The sequence below is a fragment of the Cellulomonas sp. JZ18 genome (genome assembly GCF_009720485.1).
Classification (GTDB): Bacteria; Actinomycetota; Actinomycetes; order Actinomycetales; family Cellulomonadaceae; genus Cellulomonas.
On sequence record NZ_CP045245.1, the window covers coordinates 346,706 to 367,831 of the forward strand.

At 75.2% G+C, this 21,126-nt stretch carries 19 protein-coding genes and 2 pseudogenes; 10 read left to right on the forward strand and 11 right to left on the reverse strand.

The genetic code is table 11. From position 1 onward, the window contains the following. The first annotated feature begins 21 nt into the window (after positions 1–21). Together GC089_RS01540 and GC089_RS01545 are read left to right on the forward strand one after the other, a co-directional pair. Positions 22–195 carry a hypothetical protein gene (locus GC089_RS01540; RefSeq protein ID WP_155376198.1) on the forward strand — a complete coding sequence of 58 codons (174 nt, stop codon included), beginning with the start codon at positions 22–24 and terminating at the stop codon, positions 193–195. Next, positions 150–983 (forward strand): alpha/beta hydrolase, encoded by an 834-nt coding sequence (locus GC089_RS01545; protein ID WP_155376199.1) that lies wholly within the window; start codon positions 150–152, stop codon positions 981–983. The genes GC089_RS01540 and GC089_RS01545 overlap by 46 nt, the downstream gene beginning before the upstream one ends. A gap of 108 nt (positions 984–1,091) precedes the next feature. On the opposite strand, the gene GC089_RS01550 is transcribed toward GC089_RS01545, so the two are convergent. From GC089_RS01550 to GC089_RS01560, 3 genes are all read right to left on the reverse strand, one after another. After that, a complete protein-coding gene (locus GC089_RS01550) occupies positions 1,092–1,541 on the reverse strand; it encodes an iron chaperone (protein WP_155376200.1) in 450 nt (149 codons plus the stop codon). A gap of 93 nt (positions 1,542–1,634) precedes the next feature. Further along, positions 1,635–2,558 (reverse strand): phosphotransferase family protein, encoded by a 924-nt coding sequence (locus GC089_RS01555; protein WP_196250780.1) that lies wholly within the window; start codon positions 2,556–2,558, stop codon positions 1,635–1,637. Positions 2,559–2,563: 5 nt separating this feature from the next. After that, complete coding sequence (locus GC089_RS01560; RefSeq protein WP_155376201.1) at positions 2,564–3,712, reverse strand: glutathione-independent formaldehyde dehydrogenase; 1,149 nt, start codon at positions 3,710–3,712, stop codon at positions 2,564–2,566. Positions 3,713–3,899: 187 nt separating this feature from the next. On the opposite strand from GC089_RS01560, the gene GC089_RS01565 reads away from it, so the two are divergent. Continuing rightward, complete coding sequence (locus tag GC089_RS01565) at positions 3,900–4,475, forward strand: hypothetical protein (protein WP_155376202.1); 576 nt, start codon at positions 3,900–3,902, stop codon at positions 4,473–4,475. Between the two features lie 85 nt (positions 4,476–4,560). Here the strand turns inward: GC089_RS01565 and aztD are convergent, their stop codons facing one another. From aztD to GC089_RS19815, 5 genes and pseudogenes are all read right to left on the reverse strand, one after another. Further along, entirely contained in the window at positions 4,561–5,961 is a 1,401-nt protein-coding gene (gene aztD / locus GC089_RS01570; RefSeq protein ID WP_155376203.1) for a zinc metallochaperone AztD, read from the reverse strand. A gap of 153 nt (positions 5,962–6,114) precedes the next feature. Beyond that, a complete protein-coding gene (locus tag GC089_RS01575) occupies positions 6,115–6,957 on the reverse strand; it encodes a MetQ/NlpA family ABC transporter substrate-binding protein (protein ID WP_155376204.1) in 843 nt (280 codons plus the stop codon). 80 nt (positions 6,958–7,037) lie between these two features. Next, positions 7,038–7,718 carry a methionine ABC transporter permease gene (locus GC089_RS01580; RefSeq protein WP_155376205.1) on the reverse strand — a complete coding sequence of 227 codons (681 nt, stop codon included), beginning with the start codon at positions 7,716–7,718 and terminating at the stop codon, positions 7,038–7,040. Then, entirely contained in the window at positions 7,718–8,740 is a 1,023-nt protein-coding gene (locus GC089_RS01585) for a methionine ABC transporter ATP-binding protein (protein WP_155376206.1), read from the reverse strand. The genes GC089_RS01580 and GC089_RS01585 overlap by 1 nt, the downstream gene beginning before the upstream one ends. 321 nt (positions 8,741–9,061) lie before the next feature. Next, a pseudogene (locus tag GC089_RS19815) lies at positions 9,062–10,203 on the reverse strand (alpha/beta hydrolase). Positions 10,204–10,243: 40 nt separating this feature from the next. Here GC089_RS19815 and GC089_RS18680 point away from each other — a divergent pair. After that, positions 10,244–11,169 (forward strand): annotated as a pseudogene (locus GC089_RS18680) (Fpg/Nei family DNA glycosylase). Between the two features lie 44 nt (positions 11,170–11,213). Here GC089_RS18680 and GC089_RS01605 read toward each other — a convergent pair. Then, on the reverse strand, positions 11,214–11,861 hold the full coding sequence (locus tag GC089_RS01605) for a DUF1684 domain-containing protein (protein ID WP_155376210.1): 648 nt from the start codon (positions 11,859–11,861) through the stop codon (positions 11,214–11,216). Between the two features lie 89 nt (positions 11,862–11,950). Here GC089_RS01605 and GC089_RS01610 point away from each other — a divergent pair, with 89 nt between their 5' ends. The 5 genes from GC089_RS01610 to GC089_RS01625 all read left to right on the forward strand — a co-directional run bounded on the left by GC089_RS01610 (position 11,951) and on the right by GC089_RS01625 (position 17,915). Next, complete coding sequence (locus GC089_RS01610) at positions 11,951–12,895, forward strand: LLM class F420-dependent oxidoreductase (protein WP_155376211.1); 945 nt, start codon at positions 11,951–11,953, stop codon at positions 12,893–12,895. A gap of 430 nt (positions 12,896–13,325) precedes the next feature. Further along, positions 13,326–14,573 (forward strand): glycosyltransferase, encoded by a 1,248-nt coding sequence (locus tag GC089_RS01615; protein ID WP_230684984.1) that lies wholly within the window; start codon positions 13,326–13,328, stop codon positions 14,571–14,573. Continuing rightward, positions 14,528–15,052 carry a hypothetical protein gene (locus GC089_RS18685; RefSeq protein ID WP_230684985.1) on the forward strand — a complete coding sequence of 175 codons (525 nt, stop codon included), beginning with the start codon at positions 14,528–14,530 and terminating at the stop codon, positions 15,050–15,052. The genes GC089_RS01615 and GC089_RS18685 overlap by 46 nt, the downstream gene beginning before the upstream one ends. Before the next feature lie 35 nt (positions 15,053–15,087). Continuing rightward, entirely contained in the window at positions 15,088–15,819 is a 732-nt protein-coding gene (locus tag GC089_RS01620) for an HlyD family efflux transporter periplasmic adaptor subunit (protein ID WP_155376212.1), read from the forward strand. Beyond that, positions 15,816–17,915 (forward strand): glycosyl hydrolase, encoded by a 2,100-nt coding sequence (locus tag GC089_RS01625; protein ID WP_155376213.1) that lies wholly within the window; start codon positions 15,816–15,818, stop codon positions 17,913–17,915. The genes GC089_RS01620 and GC089_RS01625 overlap by 4 nt, the downstream gene beginning before the upstream one ends. On the opposite strand, the gene GC089_RS01630 is transcribed toward GC089_RS01625, so the two are convergent. Together GC089_RS01630 and GC089_RS01635 are read right to left on the reverse strand one after the other, a co-directional pair. After that, complete coding sequence (locus GC089_RS01630) at positions 17,841–19,172, reverse strand: glycosyltransferase 87 family protein (protein WP_230684986.1); 1,332 nt, start codon at positions 19,170–19,172, stop codon at positions 17,841–17,843. The two genes, GC089_RS01625 and GC089_RS01630, sit on opposite strands and share 75 nt — an antisense overlap. A gap of 179 nt (positions 19,173–19,351) precedes the next feature. Beyond that, positions 19,352–19,573 (reverse strand): hypothetical protein, encoded by a 222-nt coding sequence (locus GC089_RS01635; RefSeq protein ID WP_155376214.1) that lies wholly within the window; start codon positions 19,571–19,573, stop codon positions 19,352–19,354. A 202-nt stretch (positions 19,574–19,775) separates the two neighbouring features. On the opposite strand from GC089_RS01635, the gene GC089_RS01640 reads away from it, so the two are divergent. Beyond that, positions 19,776–21,110 carry a uracil-xanthine permease family protein gene (locus tag GC089_RS01640; RefSeq protein ID WP_155376215.1) on the forward strand — a complete coding sequence of 445 codons (1,335 nt, stop codon included), beginning with the start codon at positions 19,776–19,778 and terminating at the stop codon, positions 21,108–21,110. The last annotated feature ends 16 nt before the right edge of the window (positions 21,111–21,126 follow it).

Below are 21,126 nucleotides of genomic sequence, written 5' to 3' on the forward strand. Positions count from 1 at the left end.
GCGTCGGGGAGGATGACGGTCGTGACCGACGACGTGATCCGCACCCCCGACGTGCAGCCGGCGGAGCCCCTCCTGCCGTTCTCCGGGCTGCTGGCGATGCTCGAGCCCCTCGACGAGTTCCGGGGGACGGTCCCTCACCCGAGGAGGTCGTGGCGGCGTTCCCGCAGTGGGCGTCCGTCGACGTCGAGGACGTGACGGTCGACGGGCCGAACGGGCCCGTGCCGGCGCGGCTGTACCGGCCCGGCGGGCCCGACGCGGCACCCGTACGGGCGGCGTGCGTGTGGGTGCACGGCGGCGCGTTCGTGATGGGCACGCTCGACATGGCGGAGTCCCACGCCGTGGGGCTGGCGCTCGCCCACCGCGGCGTCGGGGTGCTGGCCCTCGACTACCGCAAGGCGCTGCGGGGTGTGCGGCACCCGGTGCCGCTCGAGGACGTCGCGGCGGGGTGGGCGTGGGCGAGGGAGCACGCCGACCTGCTGGGCGTCGCGGCGGACGACCTGCACCTCGGCGGTGCGTCCGCCGGTGGCGCGCTCGTCGCCGGGCTGACGCTGCGCCTGCGCGACCGCGGTGAGCCGCTGCCGCGCTCGCTGGTCCTCGCCTACACGGCGGTGCACCCGGGGCCCGTCGGCCCGCCGGAGGAGCTCGCCCGCATCCGCCGCGTGACCGGCGACGCCTTCGCGGACGACTTCATGGCCGCGTGCTGCGCCAACTACGCGGGCGACGCGATCGGCGACCCGTACGCGTTCGCGGCGAACGGCGACCCCACCGGGCTGCCGCCGACGCTCGTGCTCACGTGCGAGCTCGACGTGCTGCGGTTCTCGGCCGAGGAGTGGGCCCGGGTGGCGGCCGAGGCCGGCGTCGACGTCGTGCTGGAGGACCTGCCCGGCGCCCGGCACGGCGTCCTGGACCAGCCGACGACGCCGCACGGCCGCGCGATGACGCAGCGCATCGGCGACTGGCTCCTGTCGCACCCCGACGCCTGACCCACGACGAACCCGGACTTCTGCACGTCCGCGAGCGGGTTCCGGTGCAGAAGCCCGGGTTCGTCGTGCGAGGGGCGGAGGGGCGGACGGCGGGAGGGGGAGGGCCCGTCAGCCCGCGGCGCGGCGCAGGAGCTCACCGATGCGGGTGCGCTCGGCGTCCGTCATCGCCGTGAGGGCGTACGAGACCGGCCACATCGTGCCGTCGTCCAGCGTGGCGACGTCGTTGAAGCCGATGGTCGCGTAGCGGGTGCCGAACTTCTCCGCCGCCTGGAAGAACACGAGGACCTTGCCGTCCTTGGCGTACGCCGGCATGCCGTACCAGGTGCGCGGCGTCAGGTGCGGGGCGTGCTCCTTGACGAGCGCGTGGATGCCCTCGGCGAGCACGCGGTCGGCCTCGGGCATCTCGGCGATCTTCGCGAGGACCTCGGGCTCCGGGTCCGCCTTGCTGCCGCGCCGGGCCTTCTTCACCTCGGCGGCGCGCTCCTTCATCGCGGCGCGCTCCTCGGCGCTGAACGCGCCCTTCTCGGTCTCGCTCGCGTCGGTGCGGGTGTCGGTCATGGGGTCCTCCCGGGGCGGCTCGTCGTGACGTCCTCATGCTAGGGACGCGGGTTGACCTGGGACTTCTTCGTTCCTGACCACCTGCACGCGACGTCAGCCGCGGACGACGCGCGCGACGAACGCGTCGAGACCGGCCGCCGACCGCCGCCAGCCCGCCGGCCGGTCGTGCACCACCCAGGCGCGCTCGCGCACGGCGTGCAGCACCTCGTGGACGGCCAGCCGCTCGGCGGCCCGCGGGCCGGCGTCGCCGTACCCGTCGAGCAGCGCGTCGACGTCGTCGTGCCGGTGGCCGCGCACGTGCCGGACCGTCTGCGCCAGGTCGACCAGCGGGTCGTCCCACCCGGCGCGCTCCCAGTCGACGAGCCCCGACGGCCGGTCGTCCGCGTCGACCAGCAGGTTGCCGCCGGTGACGTCGCGGTGGCACAGGACGGGCCCGGGGCAGGCGGCCAGCGCGTCGCGGTGGGCGACGACGAACGCGTCGACGTCCCGGGCGAGAGCGGGATCGCCGCCGAGGCGGACGTGCTCCGCGAGCGTCGCGCGCGCTCGCTCCCGCACCGCGGACCACGCGTCCGGCCACCCCGCCCCGCCCACGAGGCCGCCGTACCGCTCGCCACGCACGGCGTGCACGTGGCGCAGCGCCTCGCCCGCGGACCGCCAGACCGCCGCCGACGTGGCGACCGTGCTCGCGTCGCGCCGGTCCGCCCACCGCACGCCCGGCAGCCGGCTCATGAGCAGGTGGTCGGCCGCGCCGACGCGCCCGAGCGCGAGCGGGACCGGCACGGGCACCTGCGACCGGCCGGCGAGCCGCCCGAGCGCGGCGATCTCGGTCGCCGCGCGGTCCGTGGCGTCCGCCGCGTACAGCTTGAGCACGAACGCGCGCCCGCGGCCGTCCCGCACGCCGACCACGTGCCCGACCGCGCCCTGCACCGACGGCGCCCAGTCGTCGAGGACGAGACCGGGCACCGCCGGTGCGAGCGCGTCGAGCGCCGCCGCGACCGCGGCCGGTGGGACGCCCACGCCCGTCAGGGCCGGCCGTGCGGGTGCAGCAGCACCTTCGTCCAGCCGTCCTCGCGCGCGTCGAAGTGCGCGTACGCGTCCGGCCCCTCGTCGAGGCCCAGGTGGTGCGACACGATGAAGGAGGGCTTCGCCCGCCCGGCGACGATCAGGTCGCGCAGCTGCCGGTTGTAGCGCATGACCGGCGCCTGCCCGGTGCCCAGGTGCTGGCCCTTCGCGAACAGCTGCCCGAACTGGAACGGGATGCGCCCCTCCTTCGCCTGCTCGGTCGCGGCGCCCGGGTCCTCGGGTGCGTACACGCCGACGACCCCGATGCCGCCGGTGCTGCGCACGACCTGCACGAGGTTGTCGAGCACGAGCTCCGGGTGCTCCTCGCCGGTGTGGTCGTGCGCCTGGTACCCGACGGCCTCGACGCCGCAGTCGGTGCCACGTCCCTGGGTCGCGTCCAGGATCTGCTCGACCGGGCTGCCGGCCGACAGGTCGACGCCGACCGCGCCGACCGACTCGGCGAGGCGCAGCCGGTCCGCCTCCTTGTCGACGACGAAGACGCGCGCCGCGCCCTGGATCAGCGCCGCGTACGCGGCCATCAGGCCGACGGGGCCGGCGCCGAACACTGCGACGTCGTCGCCCGGGCTCACGCCGGCCAGCGCGGTGCCGTGCCATCCGGTCGGGAAGATGTCGCTCAGCATCGCGAAGTCGTCCTCGTGCTCGGTGCCCTCGGGCAGCTCGAGCAGGTTGACGTCGGCGTACGGGACGCGCAGGTACTCGGCCTGGCCGCCGGGGTAGGGGCCCATGTTGGCGTACCCGTACGCGGCGCCGTCCATGCCCTCGGTCGGGTTGGTGCGCGTGCAGTACGACGTCCACCCGTGCAGGCAGTTGCGGCACGTGCCGCACGCGATGTTGAACGGCACGCTCACGCGGTCGCCGACCTTGATGCGGGTGACCGCCGGGCCGACCTCCTCGACGACGCCCATGTTCTCGTGACCGAGCACGGTGCCGCCCTCGACGGCCGTGCGGCCCTCGTACATGTGCAGGTCGGAGCCGCAGATGTTCGTGGTGGTGAGCCGGATGACGGCGTCGGTCGGCTGCTCGACGCGGGCGTCGGGGACGTCCTGGACGGTGACCTTGCGGGGGCCTTCGTAGACGAGTGCGCGCACGGCTCCTCCTGGGGCACGGGGTCGGTGGTGCGCGCCGCTCGACGCGCCGGGAGCGGCACCGGGTGCCGTCCCTCCTTCCCACCCTGCGCCCGCGCTCCTGGACGCGCACCCGGGACGCCCGGTCGCGCACGGCACGCCGCTACGCTCCTCACGGCCGGGGCGCCGTGCGCCGGACGGAGGAGGGGCCGTGGTCCGCGACGTGGACGGACTGAAGCGGAAGGCCGAGGAGGGCCGCATCACGGCGGCGGAGATGGCGCAGGTGGTGGCCGCGATCGAGGGCGGCGCCGCGGGGACGCACCTCGTGCAGCTCCTGGGCGTCGTCGGCCGAGCCGGCCGGCCCGGCGACGCCCCGCTGCTCGCGCGGTTCCTCGGCCGGCGCGAGGACCCGGACGTCGCCGCCTGGGCACTGCACCTGCTCGGCACGCAGTGGCGTCGGCTCGACCTCGTGCGCGAGACCCTGCTGGAGGTCCTCCCGGGAGCGGGGTGGGACCCGTTCGGAGACGTGCAGGGCGCTGCGGTGACGGCGGCCGGCGTGCTCCTCTCGGAGCGCCAGGACCCGGAGCTCCTCGAGGCGCTCCTGGACGCGGCCGTGAGGGCCGAGGACGTCCACGAGGTGCGGCACCGGGGCGTCGCCCTCGCAGTCGCGCTCGGCGACGGTCCCCGTCCGCGGGTGCCGGTCCGTGCGGAGATGCCGGCGTGGTCGGCCGCCCTGCGGGCCCGTGCGTGGGAGCGCCTCGCGAGGGAGCGCGCGGTGAGACCCTGACGGCGACGACCCCGTCCCCCGGTGCAGGCGGGGGACGGGGCCGTCGGGTCGGTGCGGGCGCGGGCTCCGCTACGCGGTGGGGCGGTCAGCCCTCAGTGCCGTGCTCGTGCTCGTGGTCGTGCTCGTGGTCGTGCTCGGCGTGCTCCTCGGCGGTCTCGCCCGCGTGCTCGGCGTGCTCCTCGGCCGTCTCGCCGGCGTGCTCGTCGCCGTGGGCGTGCGGCGCGCGGCCGGGGGCGGACGTGATCTCGTTCGGCGTCACGTCGAGCGTCACCTCGTTCCAGACCTCACCGGTCTCGACGTCCACCGCCAGGACGCGGTCCGTCGACGGGTCGGTGACGTAGGCGGTGCCGTCGAGGACGTGGATCGCCGGGCGCGGCTCCTGCCACTCCATCGGCTCCTCCCAGGCGTCGATCACGGGGATCGAGCGCGTGAGCGTCGCGGTCGCCGGGTCGATCACGTGGATCTGCCCGTCGGTGCCCAGCACGAGCGCCTCGCCGGCGTCGCCGCGGGCGAGCGAGCGGAACGTGTACGACGAGGGCAGGTCGACGACGCGCAGGGTGCCCGCGGCGGTGTCGGTGATGGTGACGCGCGTCGGACGCTCGAGCTCGGCGTCCTTGTCCGTCTTGTAGTCGCCCAGCACGTACGGCGAGTCCTCGTGGCCGGCCTGGTTGCCGATGCGGCCGTAGGCGTCGGGCGCCTGGACCTTGGTGACGGACTGGCCGGAGACGATGACGATGCCGTCCTGGCAGCCGACCGTCACGACGTCGTTCGCGGCGACGGCCTCGCCGTGCACGCCGGGGCACTGGTCGGTCGCGGCGATCTCGGTGTCGTCCGCGCCGAGCAGGCGCACGCCCGTGCGCTCGTCCTCCGTGCCGTCCGAGACGACCATCGTGTCGTCGGTGCGCACGACGGCGACGCCGTGGTGCGCCGACGGGGCCCGGTACTCGCGGACCACGGCGTCCTCGCCCTCGGCGACCGCGGCGGGGTCGACGACGGTGACCTCGCCGGTGCCGTCCGCGAACAGCGCGAGCGTGTCGCCGTGGACGACCGCGTGCCCGGGCTCGTCGGCCTCGAACACCGTGTCGGTGAGCACGGGGTCCGACGTCCAGTAGTGGTCGTGGTCGCCGTGCGGCTGGGCCCAGGTGCCGGCGTCGAGGACCTGGAAGCCGCCCTCCGTCGACACCATGACGTGCCGGCCGTCGCCCGCGGGGTTCACGCGCAGGAAGCCGTCGGCCTCGATGGTGTCGACCGTCTCGAGCGTGGTGGCGTCGAGGACGACCAGGCCGCCGTCGTACGTCAGGACGAGGCGCGGCGTGACGGCCGCCGCCTCGGTCTTCGTGGCCGTCGCCTCGGCGGAGGCGGACGGGGTGGACGAGGCGGCGGGCTCGGACGAGCCGCCGGCGCAGGCGCCGAGGAGCGCGAGCGGCAGGGCGAGGGCGGCGAGGCGCACGCCGGCGCGGCGCGGTCGGGTGACGGGGTGGTTCATGTCACGACCGTAACCGAGACTGCGACACGTTTGCAAAAAGCCGTCGTGGTTGCGCCCGGCAACGACGACGCCCGCCCCCGCGGCTGCGGGGACGGGCGTCCGGAGCGGTCGTCACCCCACGCGGTGCGAGGCGAGCGGGGACGGCGGCCGGCGTCAGAAGGCGGGGAGCACCTCGCCCGCGGGCCACCGCTCCTCGATGAACGCACGGACCTCGTCGGAGTGCAGGAGCTCGTCGAGGGTCACGATCGCCTCGTTCTCCTTGTCCTCCGAGCGCACGGCGAGGAAGTTCGCGTACGGGTTGTCCTCGCCCGACTCCAGGACGATCGCGTCCTCCGCCGGGTTCAGGCCCGCCTCGAGCGCGAAGTTGCCGTTGATGATCGCGGCGTCGACGTCCTGCAGCGACACGACGAGCTGCTCGGGCGCCGTCTCGACGAACTGGAGGTTCTTCGGGTTGTCCTCGATGTCGAGCAGCGTCGGGTCGCCCTCGGTGTCGGCGAGCGTGATGAGCTCGGCCTCGACCAGCAGGTCCAGCGCGCGCGCCTGGTTGCCCGGGTCGTTCGTGATGCCGATCGTGCCGCCGTCGGGGATGTCCTCGACCGACTCGACCGACTCCGAGTACAGCCCGTAGGGCTCGATGTGCACGCCCTCGAAGTGGTCGAAGTCGAAGCCCTGCTCCTCGACCTGCGCCTCGAAGTACGGCAGGTGCTGGAAGAAGTTCGCGTCGAGCTCGCCCTCGGCCAGCGCCGTGTTCGGCAGGACGTAGTCCGTGAACTCCTGGATCTCCAGCTCGATGCCCGCGTCGGCCGCGAGCTCGTCCTTCACGAACTGCAGGATCTCGGCGTGCGGCACGGGGCTGGCGCCGACGACGAGGGTCGTGGTGCCCCCGGCCTCGGTCGCGCCGCCCTCGGGCTCGCTCTCCCCGCCGCCGCCCGCGCAGCCGGCCATCACCAGGGCCGCTGCGGACAGGACGGCTGCGGTGCGGACGGTTCGCTTCATGGGGGTGGTTCCTCTCGGTGCACGCCCTCGGGTCGAGGGCGGGGTCTGCGGGCCGGACGTCCCGGCCGTGGGGTGCGCGCTCACCGGTGGTCCAGACGGCGCGCGACCGCGTCGCCGGCGACCTGGACGAGCGTGACCAGGACGACGATGACGACGACGGACGTGTAGAGCACGGTGGCGTCGAAGCGCTGGAAGCCGTAGCTGATCGCGAGGAAGCCGAGGCCGCCGGCGCCGATCGCGCCGACCATCGCGGAGAAGCCGATCAGCGAGATGACGGTGACGGTGAACGCCGACACGATCGACGGCAGGGCCTCGCGCACGAGCACCTGCGACACCACCTTCGCGGTGCTCGAGCCCATCACGCGGGCCGCCTCGACCTTGCCGGCGGCGACGTCCCGCACGGCGGTCTCGACCAGGCGCGCGAAGAACGGGATGGTCCCGATGCTGAGCGGGACCACGGCGGCCTGCCAGCCGAGGCTGGTGCCCACGATCGCGCGGGTCAGCGGGATGAGCGCGACCGCGAGGATGATGAAGGGCAGCGCGCGCAGCACGTTGACGACGACGCCGAGCACGGCGGACACGGTGCGGTTCGGCGTGAGGCCGTCGGGGGCGACCGACCGCAGCAGCAGCCCGAGCGGCAGCCCGACGACGAGCGTCACGAGCGCCGACAGCCCGACCATCTGCAGCGTCTCGACCGTCGCCTCGGGGAGCATCTGCGTGATGACGCGGTTCGACGTCAGCTCCGTCCAGAACCCGTCCATCAGGCCACCTCCTGCGTCCCGGTTCCGTCACGCCCGGTTCCGTCGCGCCCGGTGACGACGGGGTCGAGACCGGCGGCGCGCAGGCGTGCGACGACCGCGTCCGTGCCCCCGCGGGGCGCGTCGAGGAGCAGCCGCCCGACGCGGCGCCCGGCGAGCGGCTCGACCGTCGCGGACACGACCTCGACGTCGTCGCCCAGCGCGGCGACCGCGGCGAACGCGTCCCGGGTGGCGACGTCGTCCGTCGCGTAGGTGACCTCCACGAGGTGGCGGCCGGCGTCGGGCGGCAGGTCCGGCACGGGCACGAGCGCCCGCGACAGCGGCGAGCCGGTCGCGGTGACGACCTCCGTGAGGGGCCCCGACTGGACGACCCGCCCGTACTCGAGCAGCGTGACCTCGTCGCAGACCTCGCGCACCACCGAGGGCTCGTGGGTGATGACGACGACCGTGATGCCCAGGCGGTCGCGCAGGTCGCGGACCAGGCCGAGGATCTGCCGCGTCGTCTCGCCGTCCAGCGCGGAGGTCGGCTCGTCGCACAGCAGCACGGCCGGTTCGGTGGCGAGCGCGCGGGCGATGCCGATGCGCTGCTTCTGCCCGCCCGACAGCTGCGCGGGGTACGCCGAGGCGCGGTGCCCGAGCCCGACGAGGTCGAGCAGCTCGGCGACGCGCGCACGGCGGCGGTCGCGCGGCACGCCCGCGACCTCGAGCGGGTAGGCGACGTTGGCGGCGACCGTGCGTGAGTCCAGCAGGTTGACGTGCTGGAACACCATCCCCATGTTCCGGCGCGCGGTCCGCAGCTGCTTCTCCGACAGGCCCGTGAGCGTGACGCCGTCGACCGTCACCGTCCCGGACGTCGGCTGCTCGAGGCCGGTGAGGCAGCGGATGAGCGTGGACTTGCCCGCGCCGGAGCGGCCGACGATGCCGTGCACGACGCCGCGGCCGACCGCGAGGTCGATGCCGTCGAGCGCGACGACGGGCCCGTCGGCGGACGGGTACACCTTGCGCAGGGCGGACAGCTCGATCACGGGGGACGTTCCTTCGTCGGGGCACGCGGGTCACGCGACGCGGGGGCCGCGGGGCCGGCGGCCGGTGGGTGTGTGGCGCCGGGGGGCGCGGACTGCCGTGGGGGACGGCCGGGCGGGCGTGGCCCGCGGGTCAGCTCAGCGCCGACACATGACGCCGCGACACATGCACGCCACGGCGGGAGCCGGGCGCGTGCAGGTCGGGTCGGGGCGTGCCATGCCGGTCATGGAAGCACAGGGTCCACGGGCCACCTGGGCAGAGTCCCACGATCCGAGACGTCGTGCCCGTCCAGCGGTCTCGCTCAGCGGACGCCGGTGCCGGCGTCAGGGGGCCGTGACGCGGTCGAGGAACGCGAGGATCCGCTCGAGCGCCTCGGGCCCCGGCTCCTCGTCGAGGTCGAACTGGTACTCGTGCGGCACCTCCGGCCGCCGGTCGGCCGGGAAGAACAGGGCGTCGACGTCGACCCCCTGCGTCGTGAGCGCGTCCGCGAGCGCGTGCGAGTGCGGCTCGAGCGGGTCGCCGTTGCCGGCCGTGACGAACGTCGGCGGGAACGTCGAGGGCACGTGCTGCGGCAGCGAGGCGAACGCGACGCGGGGGTCGCTCTCGAACCCCTTCTCCCCCGTGTAGGCCCACAGGATGTCGCGCTGCAGCCGGCCCGCGAGGCCGTCGCCGTAGTCGGGGAGCGTCAGGTCGTAGGCGCCGCACGCGAGCACGACGCCGCGGACCTGCGCGCGGTCGACCGCCTGGGGGAGGCCGGCCGCCCGCGCGTAGTCGTCGTCCGCGACGGCGAGCGCGGTCTGGGCCGCCAGGTGCGCGCCCGCGGAGTCGCCGGCCAGCACGATCCGCCCGGGGTCCACGTGCAGACGGTCGGCGTGGCGGACCACGTGGCGGATCGCGTCGGCGACCTGCTCGACCTGGTAGGGGTAGTGCCGCTCGGGGCCTTGGTGTACTCCACCGAGACCGTGGTGTACCCGTGCGACGCGAGGATCTTCAGGTACGACGCCGTCCCGTCCTTGGTGCCGGCGACGAAGGCGCCGCCGTGCACCCACACGACGACGGGCAGGGGGCCCGTCGCGTCCGCCGGACGGAAGACGTCCAGGCGGCCGTCGGGGTCGTCGGGCCGGTACTGCTCGTCGAGGACCTCCTCGACGCCGTCGGGCACGTGCCGCGCGAGCGACTCCTGCGCGGCGGTCCCGTTGAGGTCGGGCTGGTACCGCAGCAGCAGCGTGGTCGGCCAGTAGCTGACCTGGAACGCGACGACGACGGCGAGCACGAGCACGAGCAGCGTGACGGCGAGCCCCGCGAGCGCGCGGCGCACGCGCCGGCGCCGGGGTCGGGCGCCGTCCGGGGGCGTCGCCGCCGTCGCCCCGCCGTCCCGCGCCGTGCTCGGCTCCACCGCTGCCCCCCGTCTCCCCGACGCGCACACGTCCGCCGCGATCCTGCCCCTCCGGCGGCTCCTCGGCATCCGCGCGCCGACCCGGACGCCCGCCCGTAGGGTGGCGGCCGTGCCCGAGGGTCATACCGTCCACCGCATCGCCCGGCAGCTGACGCTCGACCTCGTGGGCCGCCCGGTCGCCGTGTCCTCCCCGCAGGGACGGTTCGCCGACGGTGCCGCGCGGCTCGACGGCCGCAGGATGGTCGCCGCCACCGCGGTCGGCAAGCAGCTGTTCTGCCCGTTCGACTCCGGCGACGTGCTGCGCGTCCACCTCGGCCTGTACGGCGCGTGGGACCTGTACGGCCAGGTCAGCCCGCTCACCGACGGCGACGCCCCCGCGAGCCTGGGGGCACCGCGCGTGCGGCCCGCCACCCGCCTGCGGGTGAGCGAGGAGGAGTCCGAGCACCCCGCCCCGACGGCCTCGCGTGGCCCCCGCCGCCGGTCGGCCAGGTGCGGGTGCGGCTCGCGACCGACACGTTCGTCGCCGACCTGCGCGGACCGTCCGCGTGCGAGGTGCTGACGCCCGACGAGGCGGACGCCGTGCGCGCACGCCTCGGGCCGGACCCGGTGACGGCGGACGACGTGGACGCCGCCGGCGAGGAGGTGGTGCGCCGGGTGACGCGGCGCGCCGTGCCGGTGGGCCAGCTGCTCATGGACCAGTCGGTCGTCGCCGGCATCGGCAACGTCTACCGCGCCGAGCTGCTGTTCCGCGCCCGCCTCGACCCGTGGACGCCGGGCCGCCGCGTGCCCGCCGACACCGTCCGCGCCCTGTGGTGCGACTGGGCCGACCTGCTCGCCGACGGGATCCGGGAGGGCGTGATGCTCACGCGCGAGGACCTCGACGCCGCGGGGCGGGAGGCCGCGCGCCACGACCCCGCCGTGCGGCACTGGGTGTACCGGCGTGCGGGTCTGCCGTGCCGGGTGTGCGGCACCCCGGTGCTCGTCGAGGAGATGGCGACGCGCAACCTGTACCGCTGCCCCGTCTGCCAGGTCTGAGCGCGGCGGCCGGGCGGTCCTCGTCCGACCCGGCGCCCCGGGCCTCAGGCGGCGAGCGCCCCGGACGGTGCGCGCTCGCCCACCGGGACGTCCACGTCCACGGTGTTGGAGCGCGTCGCCAGGGGGCACGCCCAGCGCGCGTCGTACGCGCACGACGGGTTGTACGCGAAGTTGAGGTCGACGACGAGCCGACCGACGTGGTCGCACCCCAGGTCGGCGCCCTTGATCGTGTCGAGCAGGTAGCGGCCGCCGCCGTACGTGCCGCCGTCCCGGCCGGCCGACGCGTCCTTGAGCGGCAGGAAGAGCCCGCCGCCGTACCCGCGCAGCGACCACAGCGCGACGCGGCCCAGACCGGGCAGGTCGACCGTGCCGACCCGGTTGTAGCCGACGACGCCGTCGGTGCCCGTCGCGACGTCGAGGCGCTGCTCGGCGGCGGGCTCCACGGCGATTTCGAACCGGTAGGCGGGGTCGTACGGGGCGACGTCGAGGCCGGCGAACTCGGCGCGCGCGTCGGGTGTGAGCGGGGAGGCCGGGTGGGTGGCGAACAGCTCGTCGCGCTGCTGCACCCACACCGCGTGCGCGCCCGCCGGGTCGGTGCGGGCGATCGCGCGCACCTGCGCGTACGTCTCGATGACCCGTCGGCGCCAGTCGGCGACCTCCAGCGCGGCGGTGAGCGGGGCGGCCTCGTGCACCCACCCACCCTGGCCGACCCGACGGCCTGCGGCACGTCGGGCAGCTCGCGACGCGCGTCGGCGGCACCCCGCCGTGCGAGGCTGACGCCATGGACCTGCGCATCTTCACCGAGCCCCAGCAGGGTGCGACGTACGACGACCTGCTCGCCGTGGCCCGCGCCACCGAGGACCTGGGCTTCGACGCCTTCTTCCGCTCCGACCACTACCTGACGATGGGCGGCGACGGCCTGCCCGGCCCGACCGACGCCTGGACCACGCTCGCGGGTCTCGCGCGCGAGACGAGCCGCATCCGGCTCGGCACGCTCGTCTCGTCGGCGACGTTCCGCCACCCGGGCGTGCTGGCGATCCAGGTCGCGCAGGTCGACCAGATGTCCGGCGGGCGCGTGGAGCTGGGCCTGGGGGCCGGCTGGTTCGCCGAGGAGCACGCCGCCTACGGCATCCCGTTCCCGGAGAAGCGCTTCGGCATCCTCACCGAGCAGCTCGAGGTCGTCACCGGCCTGTGGGGAACGCCGGTCGGCGAGCGGTTCGAGCACCGCGGCGAGCACTACACGCTGACGGACTCCCCGGCGCTGCCGAAGCCGGTCCAGCAGTCGCCGCTCGACCCGTCCCGGGCGGGCGTGCCCGTGATCGTCGGCGGCAACGGCCCGACCCGCACGCCTCGCCTCGCGGCCCGGTTCGCGACCGAGTACAACCAGGCGTTCCCCGAGCTCGCCGACGTGCCGGGGCGCATCGCGCGCCTGCGCGAGGTGTGCGTCGAGCAGGGGCGCGACCCGCAGACGCTGGTGCAGTCCGTCGCGCTCGTGCTGTGCGTCGGCCGGGACGAGGCCGAGGTCGCGCGGCGCGCCGCCGCGATCGGCCGCGAGGTGCCCGAGCTGCGCGAGCACGGCGTCGCCGGCACGGTCGACGAGGCCGCGGAGCGGCTGCGCACCCTGGCGGGTCAGGGCGTGCAGCGGGTGTACCTGCAGGTCCTGGACCTGCACGACCTCGAGCACCTGCAGCTCGTGGCGGAGGAGGTCGCGCCGCAGCTCGGCTGAGCGCGCAGCACGAGGGGCGGGGACCGGTGGTCCCCGCCCCTCGTCGTCCCCGGGGCGACCGGTGGGGGCCCCGAGCCGTGCCCCCGCGGCCGGACCGGACGGGCGTCCTGTCCGGATCGCAAGACGTGGGACGACTCCTCCGGAGAATTCACGAGCCGGACACGTGGGAGCGTTCCCGCAGGTCGCAGCGCCGCGGCCCCGTTGCTGATTCGATTCGCCCGATTCGTGCCGGATCGCCGGGACCGTCCCGGACTCGTGACATCCCGCGCAGGGCGTCCCTACGGTCGACGACATCACGCGGAGACGACGCGTCCGGTCACCCGGGTCCGTCGCCGAGGCGTGCGACCGGGACGCCGAAGACGCCGTCGCCACCGCGACGTCACCCGCACGGGGCCGTCGCAGCCGATGACGACGACCCCTGGGGGGACCCGTGGCCACGACCTTCGACCGACTCCTGCTCGACCCGCGCCGCACCGACGACGTGCGCGGCCCGCACGGCCGGCGCCAGCCCCGCCCCGCCCGCTCACCCGAGAACGAGGCCGCGCAGAGCCCCTCGCTCATGCTCCTCGTGCTCCTCGCCGCCGCCGGCGTCGTGGTGTACGCCGCCTTCCTGCTCAACCCCGCCAACCGCGGCGACTGGCTGCCCTACACGATGGTGATCGTCGCCGAGACGGTGCTCGTCGCCCACGCGCTGCTGGCGATGTGGACCGTCCTGTCGAGCGGGCACAACCCGCGCGGCTTCGCCTTCCACCACGCGCAGGAGCGGCTGTACGACATCGCCGAGATCCTGCGCGAGGGCGTCGAGGACCAGCCGCACCGCTGGCAGATGTACCTCGAGGGCACGCCCGTGACGGTCGACGTCTTCGTCACGACCTGCGGCGAGGACCTCGAGACGATCCGCCGCACCGTGACCGCGGCCGTCGCGATGCAGGGCAGGCACGACACGTACGTCCTCGACGACGGCCGCTCGGACGCCGTGCGCGACCTCGCCGCCGAGCTCGGCGCCCGCTACGTGCGGCGCCTGTCGAGCGGCGGGGCCAAGGCCGGCAACATCAACCACGCGCTGTCGCTGACGCGCAGCGAGTACGTCGTGGTGCTCGACGCCGACTTCGTGCCGCTGCCCCAGTTCCTGCACGAGACGGTGCCGTTCTTCGCCTCGTCCGACGTCGCGTTCGTCCAGACCCCGCAGACGTACGGCAACTACGACACGATCATCAGCCGCGGTGCGGGCTACATGCAGGCGGTCTTCTACCGCTACGTGCAGCCGGGCCGGAACCGGTTCAACGCCGCGTTCTGCGTCGGCACGAACGTGATCTACCGCCGCGCGGCGATCGACTCGGTCGGCGGCATCTACACCGACTCGAAGTCCGAGGACGTGTGGACCTCGCTCATGCTGCACGAGAAGGGCTGGCGCACGGTCTACATCCCGACCACGCTCGCGATCGGCGACACCCCGAGACCGTCGAGGCGTACACGAAGCAGCAGCTGCGCTGGGCGACCGGCGGGTTCGAGATCATGCTCACCCACAACCCGTTCTCGCGGAAGCGCAACCTCACGACCGACCAGCGCATCCAGTACGCCGTCACCGCGACCCACTACCTCACCGGCATCGCACCGCTGCTCCTGCTGCTGGTGCCGCCGCTCGAGATCTACCTCGACCTGTCCCCGATGGACCTGACGATCACGCCGCTGACGTGGCTCCTGTACTACGCGGGCTTCTACGTCATGCAGGTGGTGCTGGCGTTCTACACGCTCGGGTCGTTCCGGTGGGAGGTCCTGCTGCTCGCGTCCGTGTCCTTCCCGATCTACGTCCGGGCGCTCCTCAACGTGGTCCTGCGCCGCGAGCAGGCGTGGCACGTCACCGGGCGCAAGGGCGCCTACCGCTCGCCGTTCGCGTTCATGCAGCCGCAGGTCCTGTTCTTCCAGTTCCTGCTCGTCACCACGCTCGTCGCGGTCTGGAAGAGCGTGGAGAGCGGGCACGTCACGCTCGCGCTCGCCTGGAACGCGACCAACACCCTGATCCTCGGCGGCTTCGTCGTCACCGCCTGGCGCGAGGGACGGCGCGCCCGCGCGGAGCTGCGCGCCGCCTCGCGGACACCCGACGCCGCGGCCGCCCCGGCCGCCGTCCCCGCCCCCGCTGCCACCGTCGACGCCTGACCGGCCGTCGACCCCCACTGCTCGGAGGTACTCCCATGACCTGGGCCAGCCGCCTGCGCCTGCTCGCCGGCACGCTCGTCGTGCTCGTCGTCGCCGGGCTCGCCACGTTCCACCTCAACGACACCCGCGGACGCGCCACCAGCGACTCCGCGCAGATCCTCGGCCAGACCTACGCCGTCGGCACCCCGTACGCGGGGCTCGTCGCCGACCAGCTCGTCCAGGTCGGCGACGAGGTCGCCGAGGGCGACCCGCTCTTCGTCGTCGACTCCGCCGCCCTCGCCTACGAGCTGCGCAACGGGCTCGTCACCGAGCCGCCCGAGCTCACCTCGCTCGACGCCGAGGGCCGGCTCGTCGTGCACGCCAGCGGCCCGGGCCGCGTCACGCAGGTCGCCGCCGAGCGCGGCACCTTCGTGCCAGGCTCCACGACGCTCGCGACCGTGCAGCGCGCCGACTCGCTCTACGTGCAGGCCGAGTACACCCTCTCGGCCAAGGAGTACGCCCGCGTGCCGGACGGCGCCGCCGTCACCCTCGAGCTGCCGAACCGCGCCCGCCTGCGCGGGGAGGTCGAGCAGGTCGACGTCCAGACCGTCGGCGGGCACGCCCAGGCCGTCGTGCGGGTGCGCAGCGACGAGCTCGTCGACGGCGCCGCGAACGGGCTCGTGAGCGCCGGCACGCCGGTGGTCGCCGTGATGGAGCTCGAGAACGACGGCATCGTCAGCACGGTCGCGGACAACGTGCGGTCCTACGTCGACGGGCTGCGCCCGTGAGGGCGACCCGACGCGTGCGCCTGCCCTGGCTGCTGGGCACCGCGGCGGTCGTCGTCGCGCTCGCGGCGGTCCTGCTCCTCGTCCGGCCGTGGGCGGCGCCGAGCGGGGCCACCGGGTCGCGGGGAGCGCCCCCGGCTCCCTCGCCGGACGGCCCCGCCGTCGCCGCCCCGCCGGAGGTGGACACGGCGGCGCTCGTCGCCGCCGTCACCCCCGGCGACGACGGCAAGGTCGAGCCCGTGCGGCTCGCCGACGGGATCGTCCCGCCGTCCAACCGCTGGTACTCGGGTCTCGTCTTCGGTGCGCAGCCGCAGCCCGTGTTCCCGCTCCCGCTGTCGTTCGCGCTGGCGGGCGGCGGCTTCACCGCGGGGCTGCCGCAGCCGGTGACGAGCGAGCGGGCGGTCCTGGGCCCGCACGTCGCGGCGGTCACCGTGGACGTCGGTGCCGCCTCCGCCGAGGTCGTCGCGGCCGACCCGGTCGCGGTCACCGTGCGCCTGCTCGACGGCGCCGGGGAGCCCCTCGGCGACGTGGCGGTCGCCGGCGGGTCGCCGTTCGTGTCCTTCACCGCCGCGACGTCCGTCGAGACGGGCGCCGGTGCCGGGTTCGGCGCCGCGCAGGACGGCACGGCGACGGCGGACGTCGACGGCACGACGTGGGCGCTGACCGCGCCCGACGGTGCGCTCGCCGACGGTCGGCTCGCCCTCGACGCGGGGGAGGCCGCCTCCTGGTACGCGCTGCCGGACGACGCGTCCGACGACGCGGCGGCCGTGCTCGCGGACGCCGCGCGCGCACCCGTCACGGGGGTGGAGGTCGCCTACGGCGTCGACGAGCGGGTCGCGCGCACGACCCTCACGTACCTCACCGCGGGCGGCGCCCCCACGGCGCACGTGCTGATGCCGCACCACCGCACGGGCACCCAGCCCGAGCGGGACGGGTGCGGGCTCGGCACGTACCGCAGCGTGTACGGCGAGCTGGAGCTCTGCGCGGGGTCCCACCTCGTCGCGGACGCGCCGGTGGTCGAGCCGACGGGCGTCCTCGACCTCACCGACGCCCCGCAGGAGCGTCGTGCCGCCGTCCTGGAACAGCTCGCGGCCGACGTCGCGGCGACCGGGGCGTTCGCGTCGGACACCTACTTCGGCGGCAAGCACCTCTACCGCGCGGCGACGCTCGTCGTCCTCGGGGAGACGCTCGGCGCGGAGGACGTCGTGGCCGGCCTGCGCACCCGCACGGCGGACGCCCTGCGGGAGTGGGCCGAGCCCGAGGGGTGCGCGCAGCGGGACGCCCGGTGCTTCGTCTACGACGAGCAGGCGGGGTCGGTCATCGGCCGCACGCCGTCCTTCGGCTCGGACGAGCTCAACGACCACCACTTCCACTACGGCTACCTGCTGTCCGCCGCCGGCCTGCTCGGCGCCGACGACCCGGGGCTGGTGGACGACCTGCGCCCGGTGATGGACCTGCTCGTGCAGGACGTCGCCGCCGCGCAGCCGTCCGACGCGCTGCCGCAGCTGCGCACGTTCGACCCCTACGCGGGCCACGCGTGGGCGTCGGGCACGTCGCCCTTCGCGGACGGCAACAACCAGGAGTCCGCGTCGGAGGCCGTCAACGCCTGGAACGGCATCGGGCTGTGGGCCGCCGCGTCGGGCCAGGACGCGCTGCTCACCCAGGCGACGTGGCTCACCTCGACCGAGGCGGCGAGCGCGCGCACGTACTGGACCGCACCCGACCTGGACGACCCCGTGCTCGACGGGTTCGAGCACCGCGTGCTCTCGCTGAACTGGGGCGGCAAGCGCGACTGGGCCACGTGGTTCAGCCCCGAGCCGAGCGCGATGCTCGGGATCCTGCTCATCCCCATGGGTCCGGTGTCCGACTACCTCGCGGTCGGCGTCGAGCCGGGGACGATCACCGCGGCCGTCGACGAGGCGGCGCCCGACGGGTACGACGTCATGTTCGGGGACTACCTGCTCATGTACCGGGCGCTCGCGGGCCCGGACGAGGCGGCCGCGGCGTGGCAGGAGGCACTCGCCCTACCCGACACCTCGGTCGACGACGGGAGCTCGCGGGCCTACCTGCTCGCCTGGCTGGCCGCCCACGGCGCCTGACGGGTCCTCGGCCGGGCCGTCCTCGTCCGCGACCTCCACGGTCGTGGGCCGGGGGCGTGCCCGGCCGAGGCGCGCCGCGTCCTCCTCGTGCGGCGGCCGCAGCAGGTGCACGACCGTCACGACCAGCAGGACGACGAGCGCCACGTTGCGCCCGGCCAGGAGCAGCGTCACCAGGGGACGCCCCTGCAGCACGTCGAGGTACCACCAGGGGTAGACGACCTGCGTGACCAGGGCGACGCCCGCCACGGCCAGCGCCGTGCGACCCCACCACGGCCGGCGCAGCGCGAGGGCGACCGCGACCGGCGGCGCGAGCCACGTCATGAACTGGGGGCTGCCGACCTTGTTGGCGACGATGAGCACGAGCGCCATGAGGAACGCGCCGCGGACGACGAAGTCGCCCCGCACGGCGTCGTCGGTCCAGAACGTCGCGCCGTCCCGGCGCCGGCACCACCACAGCACCCCGGCGGCCAGCAGCACGCCGATCACGAGCGCCGCGCCCAGCACGTCCGCCATCCCCTGGGTACCCGGACCGGCGACCTCGTAGGTGACGAGCTCGGTGTTGAGGTAGCGCTGCACGTCGGGCGACCACAGGCCCGCCACGAGCCACGGCGTCGCGCCCACCGACTCGATCTGCAGCCCGCGCGAGCCCTGCTCGAGCACGAACGACGCGACGTGGCGTCCGCCGCCGAGCGCGACCACCGTGCCGACCACGAGCACGCAGACCGCGGCGGCGGGCGCCACGACGTCGCGCCACGGGCGGCGGGCCGCGAGGACCAGCGGGACGATCGCCGCACCGGGGGACACCTTCACCCAGGCGCCCGCGGTGACGAGCGCCGCCGAGACGCGCGGTGCCGAGAGCGCCGCGAGGAGCGCGAGCACGGACAGCGGCGCGACCACGCCGTCGAGGCGCCCGATCGCGACCGGCCCGAGCAGCACGAGGAACGCGAGCCACCACCCCGCGGCGACGTGCCCGCCGGGGCGCCGCAGCAGCGCCGCCACGGCGAGCGCGTCGAGCGCCGTGACGAGCACGCACCACGCGAGCACGTACGCCCCGCCGGGTGCGGTGCCGGCGACGAGCGTCGGCGCGAGCAGCGGCACGAGCGCACCCGCGGGGTAGACCCAGGCGTCGTCGAGGACCGGCCACCAGCCGCTCGTCAGACCGGCGTCCATCCAGCGGCGGTACAGGTCGACGTCGCCGAACGACTCGTCCAGCAGGACGAGCGACCCGAGCCGGGTGAGCCAGACGTGGGCCAGCACGAACGCGACCCAGACGGCCGCCGTGACGACACGTGGGCGCGCGGGAGCGGTGGTGCCGTGCAGGGTGACCTCCGGGAGCGACGGGGCGTCGCCGTCAGGCTACGGGACGGCCCCGCGCCGCGAGGGCGTTCCGGAGGGGACGAGGCCCGGCACCCGTCGGCGGGTGCCGGGCCTCCGGCTCACAGCGGCTGCGCCCGGGGCGGCGGCGGGGCGACGGGCGTGCCGGAGAGGCTGGACCCCGGGGCGGGCGGGACCAGGCCGCGCTGCTGGGTCGGGTCGTCCCGGTCCACCTCGACGTCGTCGGGGGCGGGCTCCGCGGTGGGCGCGGTGCCGCGCACCGGGTCGGGGGTGGTGCCGGTGGTGGCGTCGTCGTGCTCGTCGGGCGTCGTGGGCACGGTCATCGCGGCCTCCTTCGTCTCGGGAGCGTGGGTGCCCACCGTCCCACGGCCCGCGGCCCGTCGCGCGACGAGGACGCCGGCCCCGGGGGCTTGCGCGGGGCGCGGGACGACCGGACGTGTGACCCGCCGGTGACCCGGGGCGGACTACCCTCGGCGCGGTGCGCCGCGCGCGGTGCCGGGCACCGGGTCGAAGGAGCGTGGTCGCGTGGCGGGCTGGGGCTGGACGGTGCACGGGGACGGCAGGTCCGTGGCACCCGGTGAGGTGGTCGCACCCGGCGAGCGCCTCGGCTGGGGCCGCACGGTGGGCATCGGGATGCAGCACGTCGTCGCGATGTTCGGGGCGACGTTCCTCGTCCCGCTCATCACGGGCTTCTCGCCGCAGACGACCCTGTTCTTCTCGGCCCTCGGCACGGCGCTCTTCCTGCTGCTCACGCGCAACCGCCTGCCCAGCTACCTCGGGTCGAGCTTCGCGTTCATCGCGCCGATCGGCGCCGCCACCGCGGCGGGCGGGCAGTCGGTGGCCGTCGGCGGCATCCTCGTGACGGGCCTGGCGCTCGCGGTCGTGGGCGTCGTGGCGCACGTGGCCGGCACGCGCTGGATCGACGCGCTCATGCCGCCGGTCGTGACCGGCACCATCGTCGCGCTGATCGGTCTCAACCTCGCGCCGGCGGCGTGGGGCAGCTGCACCGACGACGGCTGCTCGGGCTTCCGCGCCGCGCCCGTGACCGCGACCGTCACGCTGCTCGCGATCGTGCTCGTCACGGTGCTCTTCCGGGGCATCCTCGGGCGCCTGTCGATCCTGGTCGGCGTGCTGGTCGGGTACGCCGTGGCGCTCGTGCGGGGCGAGGTCGACCTGGCGCCCGTCCGCGAGGCCGCGTGGGTGGGGCTGCCCCCGTTCGTCACGCCGGCGTTCGACGCGTCCGTCCTCGGACTGTTCCTGCCCGTCGTGCTCGTGCTCGTGGCGGAGAACGTCGGCCACGTGAAGTCGGTGGCGGCGATGACCGGCACGGACCTCGACCCGTACGTGGGCCGCGCGCTGGTGGCGGACGGGCTCGCGACGACGCTCGCCGGCACGGGCGGCGGGTCGGGCACGACGACGTACGCGGAGAACATCGGCGTCATGGCCGCCTCGCGGGTCTACTCGACCGCCGCGTACTGGGTGGCGGCGGCGACGGCGCTGCTGCTGTCGCTGTCGCCGAAGTTCGGTGCGCTCGTCGCGACGATCCCCGACGGCGTGCTCGGCGGTGCCGCGACCGTGCTCTACGGGATGATCGGCCTGCTCGGCGCGCGCATCTGGGTGCAGAACCGGGTCGACTTCTCCTCGCCCGTGAACCTCATGCCGGCGGCGGTGGCGCTCATCGTCGGCATCGCGAACTACACGTGGGCCGCGGGCGAGCTGCGCTTCGAGGGCATCGCGCTCGGCACGGCCGCCGCGATCGGCCTGTACCACCTCATGCGGGCCGTGGCCCGGTGGCGCGGCACGCACGACGAGCCCGCCACGCCGGCGTCCGTGCCCGGCGGGTCCGAGCTGTCGCACTGACGCGGGGTCCGGCTGC

Bases quoted from the DNA above. Each gene is read 5' to 3' on its own strand.
- GC089_RS01610 (WP_155376211.1), top strand. From the start codon at position 11,951: ATGGACCTGCGCATCTTCACCGAGCCCCAGCAGGGTGCGACGTACGAC.
- aztD (WP_155376203.1), bottom strand. From the start codon at position 5,961: ATGAACCACCCCGTCACCCGACCGCGCCGCGCCGGCGTGCGCCTCGCC.
- GC089_RS01550 (WP_155376200.1), bottom strand. From the start codon at position 1,541: ATGACCGACACCCGCACCGACGCGAGCGAGACCGAGAAGGGCGCGTTC.
- GC089_RS01580 (WP_155376205.1), bottom strand. From the start codon at position 7,718: ATGGACGGGTTCTGGACGGAGCTGACGTCGAACCGCGTCATCACGCAG.
- GC089_RS01575 (WP_155376204.1), bottom strand. From the start codon at position 6,957: ATGAAGCGAACCGTCCGCACCGCAGCCGTCCTGTCCGCAGCGGCCCTG.
- GC089_RS01620 (WP_155376212.1), top strand. From the start codon at position 15,088: ATGACCTGGGCCAGCCGCCTGCGCCTGCTCGCCGGCACGCTCGTCGTG.
- GC089_RS01635 (WP_155376214.1), bottom strand. From the start codon at position 19,573: ATGACCGTGCCCACGACGCCCGACGAGCACGACGACGCCACCACCGGC.